The sequence below is a fragment of the Sorangium sp. So ce426 genome (genome assembly GCF_051475585.1).
Taxonomy (GTDB): Bacteria; Myxococcota_A; Polyangia; order Polyangiales; family Polyangiaceae; genus Sorangium; species Sorangium cellulosum_B.
This window is the reverse complement of the sequence record NZ_CP150341.1, coordinates 10285019-10306012: the sequence shown is the minus strand read 5'-3', so window position 1 is coordinate 10306012 and position 20994 is coordinate 10285019. Positions and strand designations below refer to the sequence as shown.

Annotated in this window: 19 protein-coding genes; 10 read left to right on the top strand and 9 right to left on the bottom strand. The window is 70.0% G+C overall.

What is annotated here, in order from left to right; all coding sequences use genetic code 11:
* Position 1: 1 nt before the first annotated feature.
* From WMF44_RS38530 to WMF44_RS38520, 3 genes are all read right to left on the bottom strand, one after another.
* The gene (locus WMF44_RS38530) at positions 2-2017 is read right to left on the bottom strand and encodes a DUF6029 family protein (protein WP_437295035.1); all 2016 of its coding nucleotides are present in this window, start codon (positions 2015-2017) and stop codon (positions 2-4) included.
* A gap of 88 nt (positions 2018-2105) precedes the next feature.
* Positions 2106-2630: a TlpA disulfide reductase family protein gene (locus tag WMF44_RS38525; protein ID WP_437295034.1), complete on the bottom strand. Its 525-nt coding sequence runs from the start codon at positions 2628-2630 to the stop codon at positions 2106-2108.
* Positions 2631-2777: 147 nt separating this feature from the next.
* On the bottom strand, positions 2778-3305 hold the full coding sequence (locus WMF44_RS38520; protein ID WP_437295033.1) for a TlpA disulfide reductase family protein: 528 nt from the start codon (positions 3303-3305) through the stop codon (positions 2778-2780).
* A gap of 407 nt (positions 3306-3712) precedes the next feature.
* On the opposite strand from WMF44_RS38520, the gene WMF44_RS38515 reads away from it, so the two are divergent.
* From WMF44_RS38515 to WMF44_RS38505, 3 genes are all read left to right on the top strand, one after another.
* Positions 3713-4948, top strand: a complete 1236-nt coding sequence (locus WMF44_RS38515; protein ID WP_437295032.1) for a hypothetical protein — start codon at positions 3713-3715, stop codon at positions 4946-4948.
* Positions 4949-5074: 126 nt separating this feature from the next.
* Positions 5075-6175: a P-loop NTPase gene (locus WMF44_RS38510; RefSeq protein WP_437295031.1), complete on the top strand. Its 1101-nt coding sequence runs from the start codon at positions 5075-5077 to the stop codon at positions 6173-6175.
* 126 nt (positions 6176-6301) lie between these two features.
* The gene (locus WMF44_RS38505; protein WP_437295030.1) at positions 6302-8353 is read left to right on the top strand and encodes a S1 RNA-binding domain-containing protein; all 2052 of its coding nucleotides are present in this window, start codon (positions 6302-6304) and stop codon (positions 8351-8353) included.
* An 85-nt stretch (positions 8354-8438) separates the two neighbouring features.
* Here the strand turns inward: WMF44_RS38505 and WMF44_RS38500 are convergent, their stop codons facing one another.
* Genes WMF44_RS38500 through WMF44_RS38485 form a run of 4 tightly spaced genes read right to left on the bottom strand, consistent with a single transcriptional unit; the run spans position 8439 to position 13143 of the window.
* Positions 8439-9671, bottom strand: coding sequence for an ABC transporter permease (locus tag WMF44_RS38500; protein ID WP_437295029.1), 1233 nt, complete (start codon positions 9669-9671; stop codon positions 8439-8441).
* A complete protein-coding gene (locus tag WMF44_RS38495) occupies positions 9668-10888 on the bottom strand; it encodes an ABC transporter permease (RefSeq protein ID WP_437295028.1) in 1221 nt (406 codons plus the stop codon). Before WMF44_RS38495 ends, WMF44_RS38500 begins: the two co-directional genes overlap by 4 nt.
* Positions 10885-11682 carry an ABC transporter ATP-binding protein gene (locus WMF44_RS38490; protein WP_437295027.1) on the bottom strand — a complete coding sequence of 266 codons (798 nt, stop codon included), beginning with the start codon at positions 11680-11682 and terminating at the stop codon, positions 10885-10887. The genes WMF44_RS38495 and WMF44_RS38490 overlap by 4 nt, the downstream gene beginning before the upstream one ends.
* 6 nt (positions 11683-11688) lie before the next feature.
* A complete protein-coding gene (locus tag WMF44_RS38485) occupies positions 11689-13143 on the bottom strand; it encodes an efflux RND transporter periplasmic adaptor subunit (RefSeq protein WP_437295026.1) in 1455 nt (484 codons plus the stop codon).
* A 16-nt stretch (positions 13144-13159) separates the two neighbouring features.
* Between WMF44_RS38485 and WMF44_RS38480 the strand changes: the two genes are divergently transcribed.
* The 7 genes from WMF44_RS38480 to WMF44_RS38450 all read left to right on the top strand — a co-directional run bounded on the left by WMF44_RS38480 (position 13160) and on the right by WMF44_RS38450 (position 17703).
* Positions 13160-13831, top strand: a complete 672-nt coding sequence (locus tag WMF44_RS38480; protein ID WP_437295025.1) for an FKBP-type peptidyl-prolyl cis-trans isomerase — start codon at positions 13160-13162, stop codon at positions 13829-13831.
* 40 nt (positions 13832-13871) lie between these two features.
* Positions 13872-14102: a hypothetical protein gene (locus WMF44_RS38475; RefSeq protein ID WP_012239832.1), complete on the top strand. Its 231-nt coding sequence runs from the start codon at positions 13872-13874 to the stop codon at positions 14100-14102.
* The gene (locus WMF44_RS38470) at positions 14099-14401 is read left to right on the top strand and encodes a DUF1844 domain-containing protein (RefSeq protein WP_012239831.1); all 303 of its coding nucleotides are present in this window, start codon (positions 14099-14101) and stop codon (positions 14399-14401) included. Before WMF44_RS38475 ends, WMF44_RS38470 begins: the two co-directional genes overlap by 4 nt.
* Entirely contained in the window at positions 14398-15549 is a 1152-nt protein-coding gene (locus tag WMF44_RS38465) for a S1C family serine protease (RefSeq protein ID WP_437295024.1), read from the top strand. Before WMF44_RS38470 ends, WMF44_RS38465 begins: the two co-directional genes overlap by 4 nt.
* 113 nt (positions 15550-15662) lie before the next feature.
* Positions 15663-16463, top strand: a complete 801-nt coding sequence (locus WMF44_RS38460) for a sigma-70 family RNA polymerase sigma factor (protein WP_437295023.1) — start codon at positions 15663-15665, stop codon at positions 16461-16463.
* The gene (locus tag WMF44_RS38455; protein ID WP_437295022.1) at positions 16460-17185 is read left to right on the top strand and encodes an anti-sigma factor family protein; all 726 of its coding nucleotides are present in this window, start codon (positions 16460-16462) and stop codon (positions 17183-17185) included. The genes WMF44_RS38460 and WMF44_RS38455 overlap by 4 nt, the downstream gene beginning before the upstream one ends.
* Positions 17185-17703: a hypothetical protein gene (locus WMF44_RS38450; protein WP_437295021.1), complete on the top strand. Its 519-nt coding sequence runs from the start codon at positions 17185-17187 to the stop codon at positions 17701-17703. Before WMF44_RS38455 ends, WMF44_RS38450 begins: the two co-directional genes overlap by 1 nt.
* 21 nt (positions 17704-17724) lie before the next feature.
* Here WMF44_RS38450 and WMF44_RS38445 read toward each other — a convergent pair whose 3' ends face one another.
* On the bottom strand, positions 17725-18924 hold the full coding sequence (locus tag WMF44_RS38445; protein ID WP_437295020.1) for a sensor histidine kinase: 1200 nt from the start codon (positions 18922-18924) through the stop codon (positions 17725-17727).
* Positions 18921-20942 carry a PAS domain S-box protein gene (locus WMF44_RS38440; RefSeq protein WP_437295019.1) on the bottom strand — a complete coding sequence of 674 codons (2022 nt, stop codon included), beginning with the start codon at positions 20940-20942 and terminating at the stop codon, positions 18921-18923. The genes WMF44_RS38445 and WMF44_RS38440 overlap by 4 nt, the downstream gene beginning before the upstream one ends.
* Between the last annotated feature and the right edge of the window lie 52 nt (positions 20943-20994).

The following is a 20994-nucleotide window of genomic DNA, read 5'->3' as shown; positions in this document are numbered from 1 at the left end:
CTCAGAACCTGGAGACGAGCTCGAGCCGCGCCCCCTCGAACGGTGGGAAGAACCGGCACACGCCCGAAACGCAACGCAGGCCCCCGCGCCGCTGGCCCACGAAGAGCTGTACGGTATCGACGATACGGTCGAGCGTCGTCCTCCTCGACCCGGCCTTCCACTGCAGCCCCCCGTTGAAGAAATGGCAGAGCTCGGTGTCCTTGCCAGGTTCACACCCAGGCTGTGAGGTGTACTCGTAGCCGAACATCGCCGCGAGGTGGGGCGACCACTGGAGCGCGAGGTAGTTGTCCCCTTCGACCCAGGAAGATTCGAAGTTCTCTGGCCTGTAACGGCGACGGCTGTTGCCTTGCGCCTGGATCGAGAACGCGCCGGCGAGGTGCTTCACGACATCGTAGCGGACGTAGCCCTCGCTGTAGAAGACGTGGCCAGTGTCGGCTTCATCGGATTGCCGGACTCCAGCCCACGCGCGCACGTGCGAGCGGCTGCCGTCGAAATCGATCTCGGTGCCTGCCGCAGTGTCCCAGGTGTCGGTCCTGTTCGTGTCGTCCGTCTTGCAATCATCGTTCGCCTGGCGCTCGGAGAAGCTCACGTAGCGACCGAGCCAGGCATAGATGGCGGCGCTCCGGGTGAAGCGGTAGTCGACGCGCCCGCGCCCGCCGGTCACGCAGACGTTGGGCGCTCCGATCGGCTCGACGTAGATGGGCTCCGCCGTCGGAGGCTGGTTGTACGCCACACCCTCGAACTCCGGCGCATTGAACCCCGGGTTCGACAGCGACGAGACGTCGATGTTGGCCGAGAGCGGGAAGAATCGCCGGTAATGCTTCCCTTCGATGGCGACGGCGAGCGGACCGCCACGCCCGTTCGCCGCCAGATAGACCGCATAGCCGGACACGTCTTTTGCCGGTATGTCATCACGGTCGAGATGACCGCCACGGAGCTGCTGACCGGCAACCTCGACGTAGACGTCCCCGCGCTCCGCGACGGACGGAATGCTCACCGAGCCGCTGAAGGTGCGGATCGTGTTGTGCTGCCGCGCAGGGGAGGCGCTGACGACATTGAACTCCGGGAATTTCCCGCCGCACAGGCGCAGCGCGACCTGAAGATCCGCGCCGCCTTCGTCCAGGCATCGATTGAACTCTTCGGTGTATGTCTTGCGCAGCAGCAGCGCGCCGTTCGCCGCGAGCTCCACGCCCTTCAGGCTTGCCTCCAGGCGTCCGCCGAGCACGGTGTCCTCCAGGTAGTTCGGCCGTGCCCCTTCGGTGACATCGCGGGTACGAGGGTTTCCCGCCGCATCCACGGTCGTCTCGCGCGTGACAAGGTCGTCGGCGCCAGGGAAGCCGAAGAAGAGCGGCGACCCGTCGCCATGGAGCCGCCTGCCGCTCGCATCATCGACGCGCAGCGGGTTCATCTGCCCGGCGAAGGCGGTGGCTTCGAGCCTGAATAGCTGGAAATCCTTGTCGAGCACGAGCCTGCCGCCCCTCACGGTCGTATCGATGGCGAGCTCGTCCATCTTCCGCACGCTGAAAACGAGGCCGCGTCCGAGTTGGGCGTAAAAGTCGCCTGCTGTCGCCTCGATGCCCGGCTGCGTGTAGGTGAGCCAGAGCTTCGCTGGATAGACCGTCGTCAAATAGCGGGAGTGAACCTCCCGCGCGGCGTCGTTCAGATCGAACGAGACCTCGTCGTTCAGGACCTTCTGTTGCAGCTCGAAGCTGGTCGCCGAGGGCCTGGCCAGGTAGAAAGAGGCGTTGAGCCGCGTTCCGAGCTGGAGGCGCCACCAGTTGAGCTGGGCGTCGAGCCGATCGACGATCTCACCGTAGTTGTCGTCGAGATGGCGGGAGGGATAGCGGCGATCGTCGTTGCGGTTGTCGAAGTGGTAGCTGACGGCCGCGGTGTTCACGACATCGAGCGAGATCGGTTCGCCGCCGACGTTCGGGAGATCGACCGCCGCCGCCGGCGAGGCCGCGAGGAAGAGCGTCGCTGTCAGGCAGGAACGGACGAGGCGGAGCGGGCTGCGCACCGCCCGATCTCTACCATGGACCTCGCCGCCGTGGAGCGAGCGAGCCGCCGATCGCGCCGACAAGGCGCGCCGGACGGCCGCCCCGGCGCTACAGGCCAAGCGCCTTCTCGACCTGCTCGGTGAGCGCCGCCTCGTCGCCGGGCTGGTACCCGCCGCGCTTGTGAAGAATCGAGCCGTCTCGGCCGATGAGCACGGAGAACGGAAGCTCGCGCTTCGGATTGTACCGGGCGGCCACGGTCGTCTCCTCGTCGAGGAGCACAGGGAAGATCATCTCCCTGTCGTGGACCGTGCTGCTCACCTGCGCCCGCGACTCCGGTCCGTCGAGCGACACGGCGAGCACGACGAACCCCTTGTCCCTGTGCTTCTTGTAGAGCTCGACGAGGTGGGGCATCTCCGCCAGGCACGGATCGCAGGTGGTCGACCAGAAGTCGATGAGCACCACGCTCTTGCCGGCATAGTCCGAGAGCCTGACCGTCTTGCCGTCGAGGGCGGGGAGCGAGAAATCCGGGGCCGGGCTCGCCGATGAGCCGCCGGAGGCAGCTCCGCACGAGGCGGCGGCGAGGCCGAGGACAATGAACGCCAGCGAGAGCGCGCAGCGGGTTTTTCGGTTCATTGGGTTTCCGTCGCGAAGGGGCCGGCCTGAGCGGCCGACCGGCATGAGGGCTCAACGTCGCGGGCGCCCTCTGCGGCGCCCTGGCAAATTCTCCCTACACGCGCGCGCCGACCGGTGGTTCGACGACGCGCCCACGGCGAAGCCCGTTCAGAGCTCGCCGTTCATGATCTTCTCAAAGGTCCGCCAGAAATTGCTGTTCTCCTCGGGCACGCCAGCGACGATCTCCATGATCGTCATGTCCTGCGTCCTGACGATCATGTTCGCCGGGAATGCGTCGGCCTGGAAAAGCGCGCCGAGCTTGTACGAAGGGTCGATCGCCGACGGGTACTGCACGTCGTACCGGGTCGTCCAGCGGTACAGGTCGTTCGGGACCGCCGCCTCGCCTGGGGTCCTTCCGTCTGCGAGCTGAACAAGGAACTCGCCGCCCTGGGGTTGATACTTCTTGTAGAGCCCGGGCAGGACGGACTCTGCCTCGATTTTGCAGGGGCCGCACCATACGGACGAGACGTCGATCAGCAGCACCTTCGGCTTCGGCTCTCCCGCGCCGTAAAGCGAGCCTTCCGGAAAGACCTCCGTCCCGGTCGGGTTGTAGAAATCGGCGAGCTGAATCGGCTGCATCGTGTCGTTGTGTTCGGCGGCGTTGGCGTACCCGACGAACTGATAGTTCGCGATCACCCGGTGGAGGCTCACCCCATACGGCCCAGCCGGATATCGAGCGTTCGCAGCTTGACCCGTCCCCTCGGGAAAAGGAGGAGCAGGAATGGGATCCTCTTCTGCGCAGCCGACGAGCCCTAGAGCCGCCACGACGAAAAGGCCCATCCCACCGAGAACCGCGTCGATTCGCATGATGCCACCGCCTGAAGTATGGTGTAGGAGTGCTCATTCTTCTGGGCGGCACGGGGGGCGTCAAGGGCAACCTTGGCGTCGCCGCTTCGCTCGGGAGCGCGTTTCCGCAATCTCCGGCCAGGCCCGCCGTGCCTGCCCCGATCCGCGGGTGTTTCCCGCGCTGAGGTCCTATGCAGCAGGTTGTCGCTTCTCACAGCGCCCGTCGGCCCCGTCTCCGTAGTATCCACGCCTTCCTGATGCTGTGCTGCCTGGCGAGCGGGGCGGCCATCGCGAGCGGCGCATGCTCGTCGGGTACGCCACAGGACAAATGCTTCGGGGGGGTCATCGTCGACGGCGTCTGCGAGGGCAAATGCAAGCCAGAGCTCTGCCTGGAGGGCAACACCTGCGTCGGCAACCGCTGCGTGCTCAGGTGCAGCAGCCACCGCGAATGTATTCCAGGCATCCAGGACTGCGCGCCGGCCGCGGAGGACGACACGAAGGCCGAGATCCTGGTCTGCACGCAGAAGGAGAAGATGGTGGGCTTCGGTGCGCCCTGTCCATTCGGCACCGAGTGCGGCCAGTTCGGGCGCTGCCCCGACGAGACGCCGTGCAACCCGACCCAATGCAACGGGAACCCAGGCGAGTGCCAGCGCGACACGGAGCGGTGCGGCGGCGACCCCGCCTGCTCCGCCGGCAAGTGCAGCGACGGCAGCGCCTGCGTCGTCCCGGCCTGCTCTCCCGACCAGTGCACCTCGCTCGGCCTGGAGTGCCTTGGCAAGGGGCAGGGCGACGCCGAGGCCTACTGCACGATGCCGCACTGCATGGGCGACGCGGACTGCCCCGGCGGCTTCGAGTGCGCCGTGTCCCGCGATCCTCACGCGATCTGCGGCACGGACAAGGGGGATGACGGCTTCTGCGGTGAGACCGACGAGGAGTGCATCGACCCGTCCACGTTCGGGGACGGCAACACCTATGTCGAGGGCCCGGTGTGCCTGCTGCGCAGCACCTGCGTCAAGCGCGCCCAGTGCGCGCCGTGCAGCACCGATTTCGACTGCTCGTTCGCCGCGGAGCAGCGCTGCGTCGCGATCGACGGCGAGCGCCGGTGCGCCAGGTCCTGCAGCGCGGACTCCGACTGCGACCTGGACTTCCGGTGCGACGAGGGCGCGTGCATCCCGCGGTTCGGCGCCTGCACCGGCAAGGGCAACTTCTGCGAGCCGTGCCGCAACGACACCGACTGCGGCGACGCGGACTCCACGATGGAGTGCACCACCACGCTGCGCGGCGAGCGGGCGTGCCTGGACGCGGCGCTCCCCATCCGGTGCACCGCGGAGAACGCGGCCGAGGTCTGCCCGAAGTCGCCCAGCGGGCTCGTCGGCGCGTGCGTGTGCGTCGAGCAGAACTCGAGCGGGGACTGCGTGGACTCGCGGTGCTACCTGCCGTCGCGCCAGCTCGATCGCGGCGACCCCGATTCCAAGGTCGCCACCTGCTGGTAACGGCGCCGGCCGGGCGCAGGAACGGCCTGTGTCGCGCCGCGCCCGGCCAGGCCAGAGCGAGCGCCCGCGGCGACGCCGCGCTCGCCGGTTGACGGGAATCCCGAGCAGTCCTAACTCCTTCGCCCCATGCCCATCACGAAGGACGCCGCGCTCGCCGCGCTGGCAAAGGTCATCGCGCCGGACCTCCAGCGCCCCATCACCGACCTCGGTCGCGTCCGGGAGCTCTCGGTCGAGGGCGAGGCCGTCTCGCTCACCGTCGAGCTGACCAGCTACTTCAAGCAGCGGCTCGCGACGGACATCGAGGCGGCTCTGAAGGGCGCCGGCGCGAAGGGCGTCCGGATCGCGTGGGACGTCGGCATCCCCACGCGCACCATCCTTCAGGACGACCCGTCCCCGGGCGTGCGGAACATCATCCTCGTGATGAGCGGCAAGGGCGGCGTCGGCAAGAGCACGGTCGCCGCGAACCTCACCCTGGCGCTCAGCCGCGAGGGGGCCAAGGTCGGCCTCCTCGACGCGGACATGTACGGGCCGAGCGTCCCGACCATGCTCGGCGTGATGGGCCGCCCGACGTCGGCCGATGGGCAGAAGTTCCTGCCGCTCGAGCGCTTCGGCGTGAAGCTCATGTCGATCGGCTTCCTGCTGGAAGATCCGAGATCGGCGGTCGTCTGGCGCGGGCCGATGCTCCAGAACGCCCTGATCCAGTTCATGCGCGACGTGGAATGGGGTGAGCTCGACTACCTCGTGCTGGATCTTCCGCCTGGTACCGGCGACATCGCGCTGACGATTTCCCAGAAGATGAGGACAACGGGCGCGATCGTCGTGACGACGCCGCAGGAGGTGGCCCTCCAGGACGTGTACAAATCGGTCTCGATGGCCCAGAAAGTCGGGATCGCCCTGCTCGGCGTGGTCGAGAACGAGAGCTACTTCGTGTGCGACGGGTGCAGCAAGCGGCACGAGCTCTTCGGGGCCGGCGGCGGGCAGAAGATCGCGGAGTTCGCCGAGGCGCCGCTGCTCGGCCAGATCCCGATGGATCCGGCCATCCGGGAGTGGGGCGACGCCGGCACGCCGGTCGTACAGGCTGCCCCGAGCAGCCCGATTGCGCGCGCTTTCGTGGATGTGGCGGAGCGGCTGGCCGGCCAGGTCAGCGCCCACAACCTCGCGAGCGGGGGCGGCCTCCGCATCGATCGGAGCGGGGGGACCAACAAGCACCTGCCCATCATGCGGTAGGCTCTCGCGTAAACGTCCCGGGTACGATATGGTTCCGGCCCCTTCCCCCATTCAACCGAGGGGGCCGCTGGAGAGAACGCGAGCACGTTTCGCCCCCATCGGCATGCGTTGTCGCGCGAGGCGCGGATGAATACCCACGAAAATACCACCACGCCGGCGGACGCGCCGGGAGCTCCGGCCGACCAGGGCGGCCCGCTCGAGTCGTCGAACGCTGCGCCCGAGCAAGCAGCCCAAGCCCATGAAGGGGGGTCCACCCCCCCGACCGAAGCGAGCCACGAGCCCGGCGAAGAAACGTCGCCGCAGGCGAGCTCGGCCCAGTCCGAGGCGACACCGGCCGCGGCGGCGAGCGCCGCCCCGGCGAGTGATGCCGACGACGAGTGGGAAGAGCAGCCGGGCGACGACATCGGCAACCGCGTTCCAGGCCTGCCGCGGGACGATATCGGCAACCGCAAGCCGGGGTTCTCGCCCGGCAGGCGGACCCCTCCGGCGGCCGCGAAGCCCGCGCCGGCCGCGAGGCCCGCGCCTGCCGCGAAGCCCGCGCCGGCCGGAGAGGCCGGTGCGGCCGCGCAGACCGAGGGTGGCGCTGGAAAGAAGCGCCGTCGCCGCCGTCGCCGCAAGGGCGCGGAGGAGGCCGGCCAGCCCGAGGGCGAGGCGGCCGACGCGGCCGAGGCCAGCGGCGCGGAGGCGGCCGACGCGGCAGAAGAAGAGGAAGGCGAGGAGGAGCAGGCGGCCGACGAGGCGGGCGGGCAGCCGCAGCCTGGTGGCGAGAAGCGCAAGCGGCGCAAGGGGCAGGGCGCGCCGCCGCCGCGCGAGCGCCCGGCCTTCAGCATCGGCGAGGAAGTGTTCGGCAAGGTCAGCAAGATCACCGACCACGCCATCTGGATCGACATCGCCGGGAAGGCGACGGGGCTGTTCGACCGCCGTGAGATCCTCGAGGAAGAGCCGCCCGTCGAGGGGGATCAGTTCATCGCGACGGTGGCGAGCACCGGCGTGCGCGGAGGCATGCTCCTCCTGTCGAGGGCGCCTGTGCAGCTCGATCAGGCGCGCGCGCGCGCCGAGGCTGCGCTCCAGAGCGGCGAGTCGATCGAGGGGTTCGTGACCGGGGCGGTGAAGGGCGGGCTCGAGGTCGATCTCGGCGGCCTCCGCGCCTTCGCGCCGGCGTCGCACGTCGATCTGCGCCACGGCGCCGACCTCAACTACCTCGTGGGCCAGCGGCTCGACTTCGGCGTGACCCAGTTCGCGAAGAAGGGGCGCGACATCGTCGTGTCCCGCCGCAAGATGCTCGAAGAGGAGAGCCGGAAGGCGCGCACCGAGGCGCTCACGTCGATCGAGCCCGGCTCGCTGCACAAGGGCATCGTGCGCAAGGTCGTCGCGTGGGGCGTGTTCGTCGCGCTCCCCGACGCCGGCGGGGTCGAGGGGCTGGTGCACATGAGCGAGGCGAGCCACGACCGCGGCGCCAAGCTGGCCGACCTGTTCAAGCCGGGCGCGGAGATCGACGTGAAGGTCCTCCGCGTCGACGACAAGGGCAAGCTCTGGCTGAGCCGCAAGGCCGCCACGGTCGACCCGTGGGACGCGGTGAAGGAGAAGTACGCGGTCGGCACGCGCCACAAGGGCAAGGTCGCTCGCCTGCAGCCGTTCGGCGCGTTCATCGAGCTCGAGCCGGGCATCGATGGGCTCATCCACACGGCCGACCTCTCGATGAAGCCGATCCAGCACCCGAACGAGGTCGTGAAGGTCGGCGACGATGTCGACGTCGTCGTCGCGACCTGCGACGCCGCGGGCCGGCGCATCGGGCTCCACCCTGCTCCGCCCGAGGGCGAGGAGAGCGAGCCGCGCCAGCGTGTTCAGCAGGGCAAGGCGGTGAAGGTGGCTGTCACGCAGGTGACCGAAGGGGGGCTCGTCGTCCGGGTGCTCGGCACCACGGGGCGAGCGGCTCGCGGCTTCATCCCGGCCGGCCACACCGGTACGCAGCGCGGCACCGACCTCCGGAAGGAGTTCCCCATCGGGACCCAGCTCGACGCGAAGATCATCGAGGTGGATCCGCGCCGGGGCGAGGCCAAGCTGTCGATCCGCGCCCTCAAGGAGGACGCCGAGAAGCAGGCGTACCAGCAGTACCGCGCGGGCGTCGCGCGCGAGGCCAAGTTCGGCACGTTCGCCGACCTGATGAAGAAGAGCTGATCCCGGGGAGGCGGCGCCGCCCGTGCGGCGGCGCCTCCGCCTCCCTCCTCCGCCAGCCACCGCCCGCGGTCCGGCGCGCTTCGCGCTACTCGCGCCCCAGCGCGTTCACGGGATCCATGCGCGCGGCCCGCCGCGCCGGGAAGAACCCGAAGACGATCCCGATCGCCGTGCTCACCCCGAGCGCGACCGCGAGCGCGGCCGGCTCGAGCCTCATCGGCCAGCCGAACGCGCGCGAGAACCCGAGGATGACGCCGTACCCGAGCGCGCTGCCGACGACGCCGCCCAGCGTGGCGAGCACGAGCGCCTCGAGCAGGAACTGCAGCAGGATGTCGATCTCCCGGGCGCCGATGGCCATCCGGATGCCGATCTCCCGGGTGCGCTCGGTGACGCTGACCAGCATGATGTTCATGACGCCGATGCCGCCCACGACGAGCGACACCGCCGCGATGCTGATGAGCAACGCCGAGAGCGCCGCGAAGATCGCGTCCTGCATGGCCTGGAACTCCGCCTGGCTCCGGACGGCGAAGTCGTCCTCGTCGTTCTCGCCGATGCGGTGCCGCTGGCGGAGGATCGCCTCGGCCTGCTGCCTGGCGCGCTCCGACGTCTCGGCCGACGTCGAGCTCAGCAAGATGGCGTGAACCTCCCCGGGCCGCGTGGCCATGACGTGCGACCGCATCGTGGTGATGGGCATCAGCACGATCTCGTCCTGGCTCTGCCCGAAGGGCGACGCCCCCTTCTCCTCCAGCACGCCGAGCACGCGGTACATCTGGCGGCCGATCCGCACCATCCGGCCGACCGGATCGAGCGATCCGAACAGATCGCGCGCGGTCTGGGCCCCGATCACGACGACCTTCTCGGAGAGGTTCTCCGAGGCGGGGCTCCACGGCTCTCCCTGCGCGACCTTCCAGCTCCGGATCTCGAAGTAGTTCAGGCGCGTCCCGACGAGCGTCGGGCTCGCGTTCTGGCCCTCGTGGATGACCTGGGCGCTCGACCTGAGGAACGGCGCCACGAGCCGGATGCTCGTCGACTCGCGCGCGAGCGCCTGGCCGTCGAGCTCCGAGAGCCTGGCGCCCGCGGTGCTGCGGACGCCCGAGGCGCGGGCGGAGCGGGCGAAGACGATGAGCGAGTTGGAGCCGAGGTTCGAGATCTGCGCGTTGACGTTGGCGCGCGCGCCGCTCGCCAGCGCCGTGACGGTGACGACGGCCGCGACGCCGATCGTGATCCCCAGGATCGTGAGCCCGGCGCGGAGCTTGTTCCGGCGGACGGCGCGCAGCGCGATCACGACCGCGGAGAACACCCGGGTGAGCGTGGCGCTCATTCGTGCCTCAGGGCGGCGATGGGATCCTGACGGGCCGCGCGGCGGGCCGGGAAGAACCCGAAGACGATCCCGATCGTCGCGCTCGTCCCCACCGCGACGACGACCGCGCTGGCCGGCAACGTCATGTTCCAGCCGAGCGTCGCGGCGAGGGCCTTGATGACGCCGAGCCCCGCGCCGAGCCCGAGCACGCCCCCGATGAGCGACAGGGTGATGGCCTCGACGAGGAACTGGACGAGGATGTCTCCCTCGGAGGCGCCGATGGCCATGCGGATGCCGATCTCGCGCGTCCGCTCGGTGACGCTGACCAGCATGATGTTCATGACGCCGATCCCGCCGACGAGGAGCGACACCGCGGCGATCGAGGAGAGGAGCATCGTCAAGGTGTCCAGGATCCGCTCCTGGGACGCGCGGAACTCCGCCTGCGTGCGGATCACGAAGTTCGGCTCGCCGTCCGGCGCGATCTCGTGGCGCTGCCGGAGGATCCTGTCGATCTGCTCCACCGCGCGATCGACGGTCCGCTCGCTCGTGGCGGCGGCGACGAGCATCTGCACCCGGCCCGGCGCGCTCGGCACGATCCGCGATCGGAAGCTGCCGATCGGCATGAGCAGCCGGTCATCCTGGTCCTCGCCGAAGGGCGATTGCCCCTTCTTCGCGAGCACCCCGATCACCCGGAACGGGTGCTTGCCGATCCGGATGTACCGGCCCACGGCCTCGCCCGAGCCGAACAGGTTCTCCCGGACGGTCTCGCCGATCAGGCAGACCTTCGCCTTGAGCTGCTCGTCGGCCTCGGTCCAGCCCTCGCCCACCCCGACGCTGTACGAGAGGATCGAGAGGTAGCTCCGGGTCACGCCCATGACCTGGGTCGCGACGTTGGCCTCTCCGGCCACGACCTGCGTCGACGTCGAGCTGAACGGGCTCAGCGCGACCACGCTCGTCGACTCCTTCAGGATCGCGATCCCGTCGGCCTCCGACATCCTCGCGTTCTCGCGGCGCTTCAGCCCCGACGCCTGCGTCGACTGCGGGAAGATGTAGATCGAGCTCGCCCCCATGCCCGAGATCTCGCCCAGGACGCGGTTGCGCACGCCCGTCCCGAGCGCCACGACGATCACAACGGCCGAGACCCCGATCAGGATGCCGAGCACCGTCAGGGCGGCGCGGAGCTTCGAGCGGACGATGGCGCGCAGCGCGATCCGGACGGCGGCGAGGTAGCCGCTCATGGCGAGAGCTCGTCGCGCTCCGCCGCGGAGAGCGGCAGCGCGGCCAGCGCCGCGGCCGCGTCGACGGGGCGATCGTTCCTGAGATCGCTGCGGATCTCGCCGTCGCGCATCGTGATCACGCGGCTCGCGCACGCGGCGATGTCCGGCTCGTGCGTCACGAGGACGATCGTGATCCCGCCCCGGTTGAGCCGCTGCAGCAGCCCGAGCACCTCGTAGCTCGTGCGCGTGTCGAGGTTGCCCGTGGGCTCGTCGGCGAGGAGCAGCGGCGGTGAGGTGACGAGCGCCCGCGCGATGGCGACGCGCTGCTGCTGCCCGCCCGAGAGCTGGTTCGGCGTGTGGTGCAGGCGCTCTGCCAGCCCCACCGCGCCGAGCGCGTCGAGCGCCCGCTTGCGCCGCTCCGCCGCGCCGACGCCCCGGTAGACCAGCGGCAGCTCGACGTTCTCGAGCGCCGTGGTGCGCGGCAGCAGGTTGAAGCCCTGGAAGACGAACCCGATCAGGCGGTTCCTGACGATCGCGCGCGCGTCGTTGCTGCGCCGGGTGACGTCGAGGCCGTCGAGCCGGTACGTGCCATGCGTCGGCCGGTCCAGGCACCCGATGATGTTCATCAGGGTGCTCTTGCCCGAGCCGCTCTGCCCGACGATCGCGACGAAATCACCGTGCTGGATGGTCAGATCCACGTGCCGGAGCGCCCTCACGACGACGGCCTCGGTCGTGTAGTCCTTGCCGACGCTCGAGAGCTCGATGAGCGGCTCGTCCCGGGGCGCCGCGGCGACGTCTTGGCTCTGGGGCAGCATCACGCCTCAGAACAGCCGAGGGCCGCGCCCCCTGCCGCTCGCTGACGGATCGTCGTTCTCGTCGGTGACGACCTTGAGCGGCCCGAGATCGGACCCGAGCGCGGTGAAGATGCCGTCGGTGATCCCGACGTCGACGACGCGCGGCTCGATCTTCTCCGCCCCGGGCGTCGCGTCGGTCAGCACGTAGATCCGGCCCTTCTTCGGCGGGAGCGGCTCGAGGGGCGGCGCCTTGATCGCCTTGCCGTCCTTGTCCCGCGCGGGGGCGGGCTTGAACCGGAGCGCCGCGTTCGGCAGCCGCCGCACCCCCCTGGCCTCGGCGGACCGGACGCTCACCGTCGCCGTCATCCCCGGCCGGAGCTTGACGTCGGGGTTGTCGACCTCGACGACCGCCGCGTACGTCACGACGCCGGACTGGCTCAGCGGGCTGTAGCGCACCTGGCTCACCGTCCCTCGGAACGTCTCGCCCGGGAACGCATCGACGCTCACGTCCGCCGTCATGCCCTCGCGGAGCCGCCCGACGTCCGCCTCGTCGATGTCGGCGAGCACGCGCATCTTGCGGAGATCCTGGGCGATCACGAAGAGGGTCGGCGCCTGGAAGCTCGCCGCCACCGTCTGCCCGGGGTCGATCGCGCGGCTGATGACGACCCCGTCGATGGGCGAGAAGATGCGCGTGTACTGGAGGTTCGTCGTGGAGGAGCGGAGCACCGCCCTGAGCTGCGCCACCTGCGCCTTCGAGGCCGCGAGGTCGGCGAGCGCGACGTCGTAGGCGCCCTGCGCCGTGTCCAGATCGGCCTGCGAGCCCACCCCCTCCGCGACCATCTTCCTCGCGCGCTCGAGCCGCTGCTTGGCGGTCCCGAGCGACGCCTCCGAGCGCACGACGCTCGCGCTCGCCGCCGCGATCTGCGCCTGGTTCGAGTCGATCTGCGCCCCGAAGAGCGTCGGATCGATCTCGGCCAGCACGTCGCCGGCCTTCACGATGCTGTTGAAGTCCACGTAGACCTTGGTGATTCGCCCCGAGACCTGGGCGCCGATCTGCACCTCGGTGAGCGGCTTGACCTGCCCCGTCGACTGGACCACTTCGAGCACGTCGCCCGTGGTGATGTCGCCCGTGACGTAGCGCGGCGGCGGCGGGGGCCTCGTCCGGATCCGCCAGACGACGATCCCCGCGACGAGCGCCGCGATCGTCGCGAGGACGCCGAGGCGAGCGAGCCAGCGCTTCGTGCCTACCCGGGAGAGCTCTTGCTCCAGGCTCTCTCCTCCACGTCGAGGACGCGGTCCGCCCTCGCGCAGGCCCCGGGCTGCCGCGCCGCCGGGGGGCGCCGGCGCGGTCGAGGCCGGTCGCGTCTCGCCCGGCGCCGCCTCTCCGGGACGGAGGCGCTCCGTTTCCGTGGTGGCCTGCGCAGCAGGGGGCGACGCGTCGAGGGGGTCGCGGCCGGTCGCCCGAGCCATGGAGTCGGCCATCGGACGTCCTCATAGCATGCTGCCGCGCGAGCGCGCCTCGCTTGAAACCGCGGAACCGCCGTGGCAGACCAACCGCCGCCCCATGGAGTCGCTGCCCATCGCAACGGATACGGTCGTCACGCTGTCCTACGTCCTCTTCAATGAAAGCGGAGAGACGGTGGATGAAGCATCGACCGCGGAGCCGCTCGTCTACACGCACGGCTATGCTCAGATCGTGCCCGGGCTGGAGCGCGCGCTGGAAGGGCTGCGCGCCGGCGAGCAGCGCGAGATCACCGTCGAGGCGGAAGATGCGTTCGGCGAGCGCGATGACGCTGGCGTCTTCGAGGTGGACAAGGCGGATTTCCCCGATGGGGGCGCTGTCGAGGTCGGCGACGAGTTCGTCGCCCAGGGCCCGGACGGTTCGCCGATCGCGCTCCGGGTCATCGAGATCCTCCCCGAGGGCTTCCGGGTGGACACGAATCACCCTCTGGCAGGCCAGAAGGTGCGCTTTCAGGTTCAGGTCAAGGACGTGCGCGCCGCCAGCGAGGAGGAGATCGCGCAGGCTCAGGCCGAGCTGGAGGAGCGCATCGAGGATTCCGATGGCGAGGGCTGCTGCGGTCACGACCACGACCACGACCACGATCACAGCCACCATCACGAGCACGGCGATGGCGGGGTGCTCGTGACGCTCTCGAAGAAGTCGTCATAAGCCCACCGCGAACTGGTGGGTTGTCCGAGGAGATCACATCATGACCGTAGGTGAGAAGGGCAAGCTGACGGAGCTGCAGCTCGACCGCCGGGTGCGCGAGCGCCTCCTGGCGAGCGGGACGCTCAGCGCCGGGACCATCGAGGCGCACCTCGCGGGCTTGCCGGACCTGGAGGAGCACGCCGAGGGGATCGCCGTCGATCAGCCGGCGCTCGGCGCGTCGGCGCAGGGGTCGCGGATCGAGCCCGAGCTCGACGACGAAGGCGCAGAGTGAGCGACGCGAAGAATCGGGAAGAGCTCCCTCCGCCGGGGAGCCCCCCGGAGCTGCCGACGCTCGACTTCTCGACCTTCGTGCTGTCGATCATCGGCTCCGCGTACGTGCACCTCGGCGACGCGCCCAGCCCCGACGGCAGGGAAGAGCAGAACCTGATCCTCGCGCATCAGGACATCGATTTGCTGTCGCTCCTCCAGGAGAAGACGAAGGGGAACCTCTCGGGCGACGAGGAGAGGTTGCTCGAGCAGGCGCTCTACGATCTGCGGATGCGCTACCTCGAGGTCTCGAAACGATCGTGACCGCTGGCGCCAGGGCTCTCCTGTGGGTCCTCCTCGCCTCGCTGGTCGCCTCGTGCAGCAAGGCCTCTCCTGGCCACTCTTCCAGCGCAAGCAGCTCCACCGTCCCCTCGGGCGCCGTGCCGGTGACGACCGCGCCGCCGCCTCCGTCCGCGCCGCCTCCTCCTCCGATCGTCCGCTCCGAGGGCATGCCCGGCTCCTTCGCGCCGCTCGCGCGCAGGGCCGATCCAGCGGTCGCGACGGTCAAGGCGCGCGTCGAGCGGCAGCAGCAGCCGGGCGGCCGCCGCCGCACGGTCGCCGAGGGGCTCGGGACCGCCTTCGTCTATGATCCAGAGGGCTTCCTGCTGACGAACAACCACGTGATCGAGGGGGCGACCGACATCCTCGTGAGCTTCGTCGACGGCCGCGACATCAAGGCGACCGTCATCGGTCGCGACAAGCACACGGACGTCGCCGTGCTGAAGGTCGACGAGAAGGGGCTCCCGTCGCTCCCCCTGGGCGACTCGGACACCACCGAGGTCGGCGACTGGGTGGTCGCGATCGGCAACCCCTTCGGCCTCTCCCACACGGTCTCGGCGGGCATCCTCTCCGCCAAGGGCCGCACCCGGGACGACGTGAAGGGGCTCGACCCGAGCGGCTACTTCAACTTCCTCCAGACGGACGCGAGCATCAACCCCGGCAACTCCGGCGGCCCGCTCCTGAACCTCAAGGGCGAGGTGGTCGGCATCAACGCGGCCGTGCGCGCCAACGCGAACAACATCGGGTTTGCGATCCCGATCAACATGGTCCGGCAGTTGCTCCCGATGCTGCTGCGCGACGGCAAGATCCGGCGGAGCCAGGTCGGGGTGATCGTCGACGTCCTCAACTCGATCGAGGCGGGGCGGCTCAAGCGCCCCGATCGAAAGGGGGCGTGGGTGAAGACCGTGGTGGCGGGGGGACCCGCGGACCGGGCTGGCATCGCGCCGGACGATGTGATCCTCGGCTTCGAAGGAAAGACGATTTCCGACCCGAACGAGCTCCGGTGGATGGCGAGCATCGCCGGGGTGAACAAGGTCGTTACGCTCCGCGTCGCGCGGCTGGAGCGGGTCTTCGATGTCCGCCTCACGCTGGGCGAGCTGCCCGAGCTCAGCGACGAGGCCGATGAGCCGTGAGCCGGACGGCCGCCGTCTGCCGCCCGGCACGTTCGCCTGCTGCCGCGCGCCGTGCGTGGCCGCCTGCTCCGCGACCTCCCTCGTCCCCCAGCCTCCTCAGGTAAGCTGACCCCGTGGCCATTGCACCTTCTCACCCGGACGAGCTCGAGCCGGTCGCACCTCCCGGTGATCCCGGCGAGGGCGACGCGGAAGGCGACGACCTGTCCGCGGAGGGCGACCACCCCGAAGCGAAGCAGATCCACCCGCGCCTGAATAGCGCTTCCGCCCGTGCGTCCAATCGCGAGGCGCGACGGCGGGAAGCGGAGGAAGATCGTGAGCTCATCGAGCGAGCGCAGAAGGGGGACCAGGCGGCTTTCCGCTCGCTCGTGGAACGGCACCAGCGCAGGGCGTTCGCGATCGCGATGGGGCTCGTCCGCGACGAGAACGACGCGCGCGAGCTCGTGCAGGACGCCTTCCTCCGGGTCTACAAGGGCCTCGGCTCCTTTCAGGGGGGCTCCTCGTTCTTCACCTGGCTCTACAGGATCGTCACGAACCTGGCGATCGACCTCATGCGGAAGCCGGGGCGCCGCGACCTCGAGCTCCAGGAGAACCAGGCGGCGGACGAGCAGTCCGACTTCCCGCTCGTCGCTCGGATCGACGGCGCGGACCCCCTCAACGTCGTCCGGCGCCGGGAGATCGCCGGGCGCATCCAGGCCGCGCTCGACGCGCTGCCGCCCTACCACCGAGGCGTGATCCTGATGCGGGAGGTGGAGGGCATGTCGTACGAGGAGATGGCTCAGGCCATGGGGGTCTCGAAGGGGACGATCATGAGCCGCCTGTTCCACGCCCGTCAGAAGCTTCAGCGCGCCCTCGCCGACTGTTACGCGGAGGAAGAGGGCAAGGCCGCAGCAGAGGACCCGGAGGAGATCGCGTGAGCACCGCCAACAGCAGCAAGGCGAATCACGGGGAAGCGAGCGCCCCGCCGACGGATCTGGAGCTGATGCTCTATGTCGACGGTGAGCTCGATGAGGCGCGCCACCGGCAGGTGGAGGAGTACGTGCTCCACGACCCGCGCTGCCGGGCGAAGGTCGCAGCGCTCGTCACCGCGGCCGACATGGTCCGGGACAGCGCGCTGGCCTCGAGCGCGGCCGACGGCATCGCCGACGGGGTGATGGCGAAGATCCTCGAAGGGCAGGCGGGCGCCGCGCGGGTCGACGGGGGCGGCGCCGCGCGGCCGCTCGCGGCGCCTCCGTCGGGCGAGCCGCCCCGCGCCCGGGCGCGGCTCCAGGGATCGCCGGCGAACGACAACGCGCGCGGCATCTTCGCGCTGACGGCGCTCGCCGTGGCGGCGGCCGCCGCCTTGATGGTCTGGGGCAAGATGGGCGTGGAGACGCCCACTGCGGAGCTGACGACGTCGGCGCCCTCCGCGCTGCTCGCCCCGCCGCCCGCGGCGCCCTCCGCGTCGCTCGCGGCGCCGGCGAAGGAGCCGGACGCCGCGCCGAGCTTCGAGGGGGAGGCCGAGCCCGGCGTCGAGATCGCCGCGGTCGACTTCGGGGCACGCATGGGCACCATCTTTTACGTCCCGCAGGAGGCCGTGGCTTCAGGCCCGACGACCACGGTGGTCTGGCTCTCCGATGACGGTCCGGGAGGACAGTGATGAGATTTCTTGCGAGTGCGATCACCGCGACCATGGTCCTTTCGCTCGGCGTGAGCCCTTCCCCTGCCGTCGCGCAAGAGCAGGCGCCGGCCCCCCCGCAGGCCGCGCCGTCGGACGCCGAGGTCACGTCCGAGATCGTGATCCTCCACGCGACGAACGATGGGAAAGGCATCGACCCGAAGATCGGCAAGATGCCCGAGCTCGGGAAGCCGCCGTTCTCGTCGTACAACAGCTACAAGCTCCTCGAGCGGCTGAAGGTCACCCTGCAGAAGGGGAAGCCGACCACGACGAACCTGCCGAACGGCAGCGTCCTCATGGTGTCGCTGAAGGACGTGGTCGCCGCGAAGAAGAAGGACGAGCCGAGGCGGTTCGTCGTCAGCGCGAGCATCCAGAAGCCCGGCGGCAACTCGTTCCTGCCCCTGCTCGAGGTGAACGCCAAGGCCGGAGAGAGCTTCTTCGTCGCGGGTCAGCAGCACATGGGCGGCGTGCTCGTGCTCGGCATCAAGGTCGCGCCCTGAGCCGAGGGAGCTCGCCCCTGCTCAGCGGCGGGCCGAGGACGGCAGCGCGATCGGCAGATCCAGAGAGAAGACCGTCCCGCGCGGGGCGCGCGCATCCGCGCGGATGCTGCCGCCGTGCGAGGCAACGATGTTCCTTACGATGCTCAGGCCGAGCCCGGTGCCGGTCCCGTCGGTCTTCGTCGTGAAGAAGGGGTCGAAGATCCTCGGCAGGTGCTCGGGCTCGATCCCGTGCCCGTCGTCGCGGATCGTCACCGTGATGTAGCCGTCCTCCGGCGACATCGCGGTGGAGATGCCGAGGCAGCCGCCGCGCTCGTTCATCGCGTGCGCGGCGTTCGTGAACAGGTTCACGAACACCTGCGTCAGCGGATCGATGACGCCGCAAACCGGAGGGATCTCGTCGAAGCGCCGCTCGACGGTGACGCCCGTCTGGTCGAGGAGGTGCTCGCAGAAGACGAGCGCGCGCTCGATGATGTCGTGGAGCGAGACGGCGCCCGGCTTCTCCGTGGACGGCCGCGCGTAGGCGATCAGGTCGCGCGAGAACCGGCGGATGCGATCCGCCGCGTCGTTGATCCTCGCGAGCCGCTCGATGTCCGAGGGGTCGAAGCCGCCGCGCTCGCCCTTGCGGCGCAGGTACTCGGAGTAGGCGAGGATCGAGGTGAGCGGGTTGTTGAGCTCGTGCACGACGCCTGCGGCCATCTTCCCGAGCGAGGCCAGCTTCTCGGCCTGCATGACCTGGGCGCGCAGCGACTCGTGCGCGCGCGCCTCGCGGAGCGACGCGCCCAGGGTGAGCACGAGCCGGTCGACCAGCGCCTGTACAGGCGCGCTGTCGAGGTACGCGGCGTCGTCGGCCGCGATGTGCATCGTCGAGCGACCCCCGGGCTCGATCGCCACGACGCGCTCGAAGGCGAACTCCGGGAGGAGCCGCGCCGGATCGCGGCCGTCGTCGCGGCGAGCGCGCGGCGAGACCCGGACGGCCACCTGCGCCCCCGTCGCGCCGGGGATGTAGATGCCGAGCCCGCAGGCCGTGAGCACCTTCGCGGCCGCGCCGAGCAGCGCCGAGGCGCGCTGCTCGATGGAGGCCGACGGATCCAGCTCGCTCGACGCGATCAGCAGGCTGTCCACCCACTCGAGCGGGATGTCCCGGGTGAGGGGCTTCCGGAGCGTGACGGGAGCGTCGGACAATGGCTGCTCCCCCAGGCGCTCCGCTGTCTTTCCGCTCACCCGATCACCCTGTTCGGGTCGTCGCCGCTCGATCGGTCGAGATCGATGATCTTCGCGGCGCCGACATAAGATTTCGTCTCATAGCGGGTGATCTTGCCGATCTTGCGGACGATCTCCGCCATCCGCTCGGCTTCGCTGCGGATCGTGCTCGCGGCCCCCTTGATGGGGGACGCGTCGTCGATCCGGCGGCAGATCAGCTCGGCGTAGCCGAGCACGCTGGTGAGCGGCTGGTTCAGCTCGTGCGCGGCCGCGCCCGCGAGCTCGGCGATGATGGCCTGCTTCTCGCGAGCGCGGAGCTCCTCCTGCGCCTCGGTGAGGCGGGCCTCCATCCGCATCCGCTCCCGCAGGTCCGTGAAGATGCCGACCGAGCCGACCGGGACGCCGTTCTCGAAGATCAGCGCCGCGGAGAGGTGCACCGGGATCCGCGACCCGTCCCTGGCCAGGACCTCGGTCCGGTAGCCCTCGAGCCGGCCGGGGCCGCCGTGCTCCTTCGCGTGGATGAGCCTCATGATGTGCTCGGCGTTGTGGTCGGGGTAGAGCGCGCGGGCGTTCATCGCGCCGACGACCTCCTTCGCGTCATACCCGTAGATCCGCTCGGCGGCGCGGTTGAAGAGCAGGACGACGCCCTCCATGTTGGCCGAGACGATCGCGTCGACCGAGCTGTCGATGACGCGCTCCAGGAACTCCTTCGTCTTGGTGAGCTCCGCCTCGGTGGCGCGCTCCGTGGTGACGTCGCGGAAGCTGACCAGGACGGCGCCGCTCTCCTCGCGAAGGACGCTGCTGAAGCTGAAGCTGAGGATGAGCCGCTCGTGCTCGCCCCGCCGCACGGTGAAATCCACCATGTGCGGGAACGATCCCTTGGCGAAGCCGGCCCGGATCTCCTCGAGGAGCGGGTGCTCGCGCGCGTCGACGAGATCGGCCAGGTTCGCCCTCTCGAGGTCCTCCGCCGTGCGCCCCGTGATCGCCTGCGCGCGCGGGTTGGAGAAGAGGATGTGGCCGTCGGGATCGACGACGACGATGCCGTCCGCCGTCGAATAGAAGAAGTCGGCGTAGCGCTGGAGCGCCTTCAGCCGGCGCTCCGCCTCGAACCGCGCGAAGGTGCTCTGCTGCGTCTGGTCGCGGAGCGACTGCAGGATGCGCGCGTTGCGCAGGGCGATCGCGGTGGCGCTCGCGACCGTGCGGGCCAGCGAGAGCTCGTGCGCGTGGGGCGCCACCGGCTGCCGGCCGCGCAAGAAGAGCACGCCGAGCGGCTTGTCCTCGAACAAGATCGGCAGGAGCGCCAGCGAGCGGAACGCGTTCTCCGGGAGCTCCGCGCGCACGATGTCGAACAGCGGGTGCGCCTTCGCGTCGTCGATCACGAGCACGTCGCCCGTGCGCATGACGCGCTGGATCTCCGGGTACTTGCCGAGATCGATCGGGAGATCCCGCAGCTCCTTGTCGTCGCTCGCGGCGACCACGTAGCCGACGTCGCCCGCGTCGCGCACGAGGACGATGCTGCAGCGGTCGACGCGCGCCACCTCGGCGATGCGCCGCACGACCGTGAAGAGGATGTTCCGGAAGTCGAGCGTCGAGGAGAGCGCCTGCGTGAGCTCGAGGACCACCTTCGCGTCGTGCTCTTTGCGCGCGAGCGCGTCGACGTAGTCCCGGATCCGGAGCTGACCGCGGATGCGTGCGATGAGCTCGGCAGGGCGGAACGGCTTGCGGATGAAATCGTCGGCGCCGAGCTCGAAGGCGCGGGCGACGTCCTCGTCCGCGTCGAGCGCGGTCAGCACGACGACGGGGACGTCCTGCGTCCGGGGGGCGTCCCGCACGGCGCTGAGGACCACGTAGCCGTCAGGGGGCGGCATCACGAGGTCGAGCAGCACGAGCGCGGGCACGCTCGCCTTGAGCCATGCGAGCGCGTCCGCGCCCGAGGTGACCGCGACGGCCTCGATGCCCGCGTCGGCCAGCGCGTGCAGCAGCATCTGCCGGCTGACGGCGTCGTCGTCCACGACGAGCACAGGATCACGGCGAGGCACACGCCAAGCTTAGCGACTCCAGGCTGGGGCGATGAGAGAATTCCGGGCCTCG

Excerpts from the sequence above, each read along its gene's own strand:
- WMF44_RS38485 (WP_437295026.1), bottom strand. The coding sequence starts at position 13,143 with ATGGCCGACTCCATGGCTCGGGCGACCGGCCGCGACCCCCTCGACGCG.
- WMF44_RS38525 (WP_437295034.1), bottom strand. The coding sequence starts at position 2,630 with ATGAACCGAAAAACCCGCTGCGCGCTCTCGCTGGCGTTCATTGTCCTC.
- WMF44_RS38515 (WP_437295032.1), top strand. The coding sequence starts at position 3,713 with ATGCTGTGCTGCCTGGCGAGCGGGGCGGCCATCGCGAGCGGCGCATGC.
- WMF44_RS38450 (WP_437295021.1), top strand. The coding sequence starts at position 17,185 with ATGAGATTTCTTGCGAGTGCGATCACCGCGACCATGGTCCTTTCGCTC.
- WMF44_RS38495 (WP_437295028.1), bottom strand. The coding sequence starts at position 10,888 with ATGAGCGGCTACCTCGCCGCCGTCCGGATCGCGCTGCGCGCCATCGTC.
- WMF44_RS38510 (WP_437295031.1), top strand. The coding sequence starts at position 5,075 with ATGCCCATCACGAAGGACGCCGCGCTCGCCGCGCTGGCAAAGGTCATC.
- WMF44_RS38480 (WP_437295025.1), top strand. The coding sequence starts at position 13,160 with ATGCTGCCGCGCGAGCGCGCCTCGCTTGAAACCGCGGAACCGCCGTGG.
- WMF44_RS38500 (WP_437295029.1), bottom strand. The coding sequence starts at position 9,671 with ATGAGCGCCACGCTCACCCGGGTGTTCTCCGCGGTCGTGATCGCGCTG.
- WMF44_RS38475 (WP_012239832.1), top strand. The coding sequence starts at position 13,872 with ATGACCGTAGGTGAGAAGGGCAAGCTGACGGAGCTGCAGCTCGACCGC.
- WMF44_RS38490 (WP_437295027.1), bottom strand. The coding sequence starts at position 11,682 with ATGCTGCCCCAGAGCCAAGACGTCGCCGCGGCGCCCCGGGACGAGCCG.
- WMF44_RS38505 (WP_437295030.1), top strand. The coding sequence starts at position 6,302 with ATGAATACCCACGAAAATACCACCACGCCGGCGGACGCGCCGGGAGCT.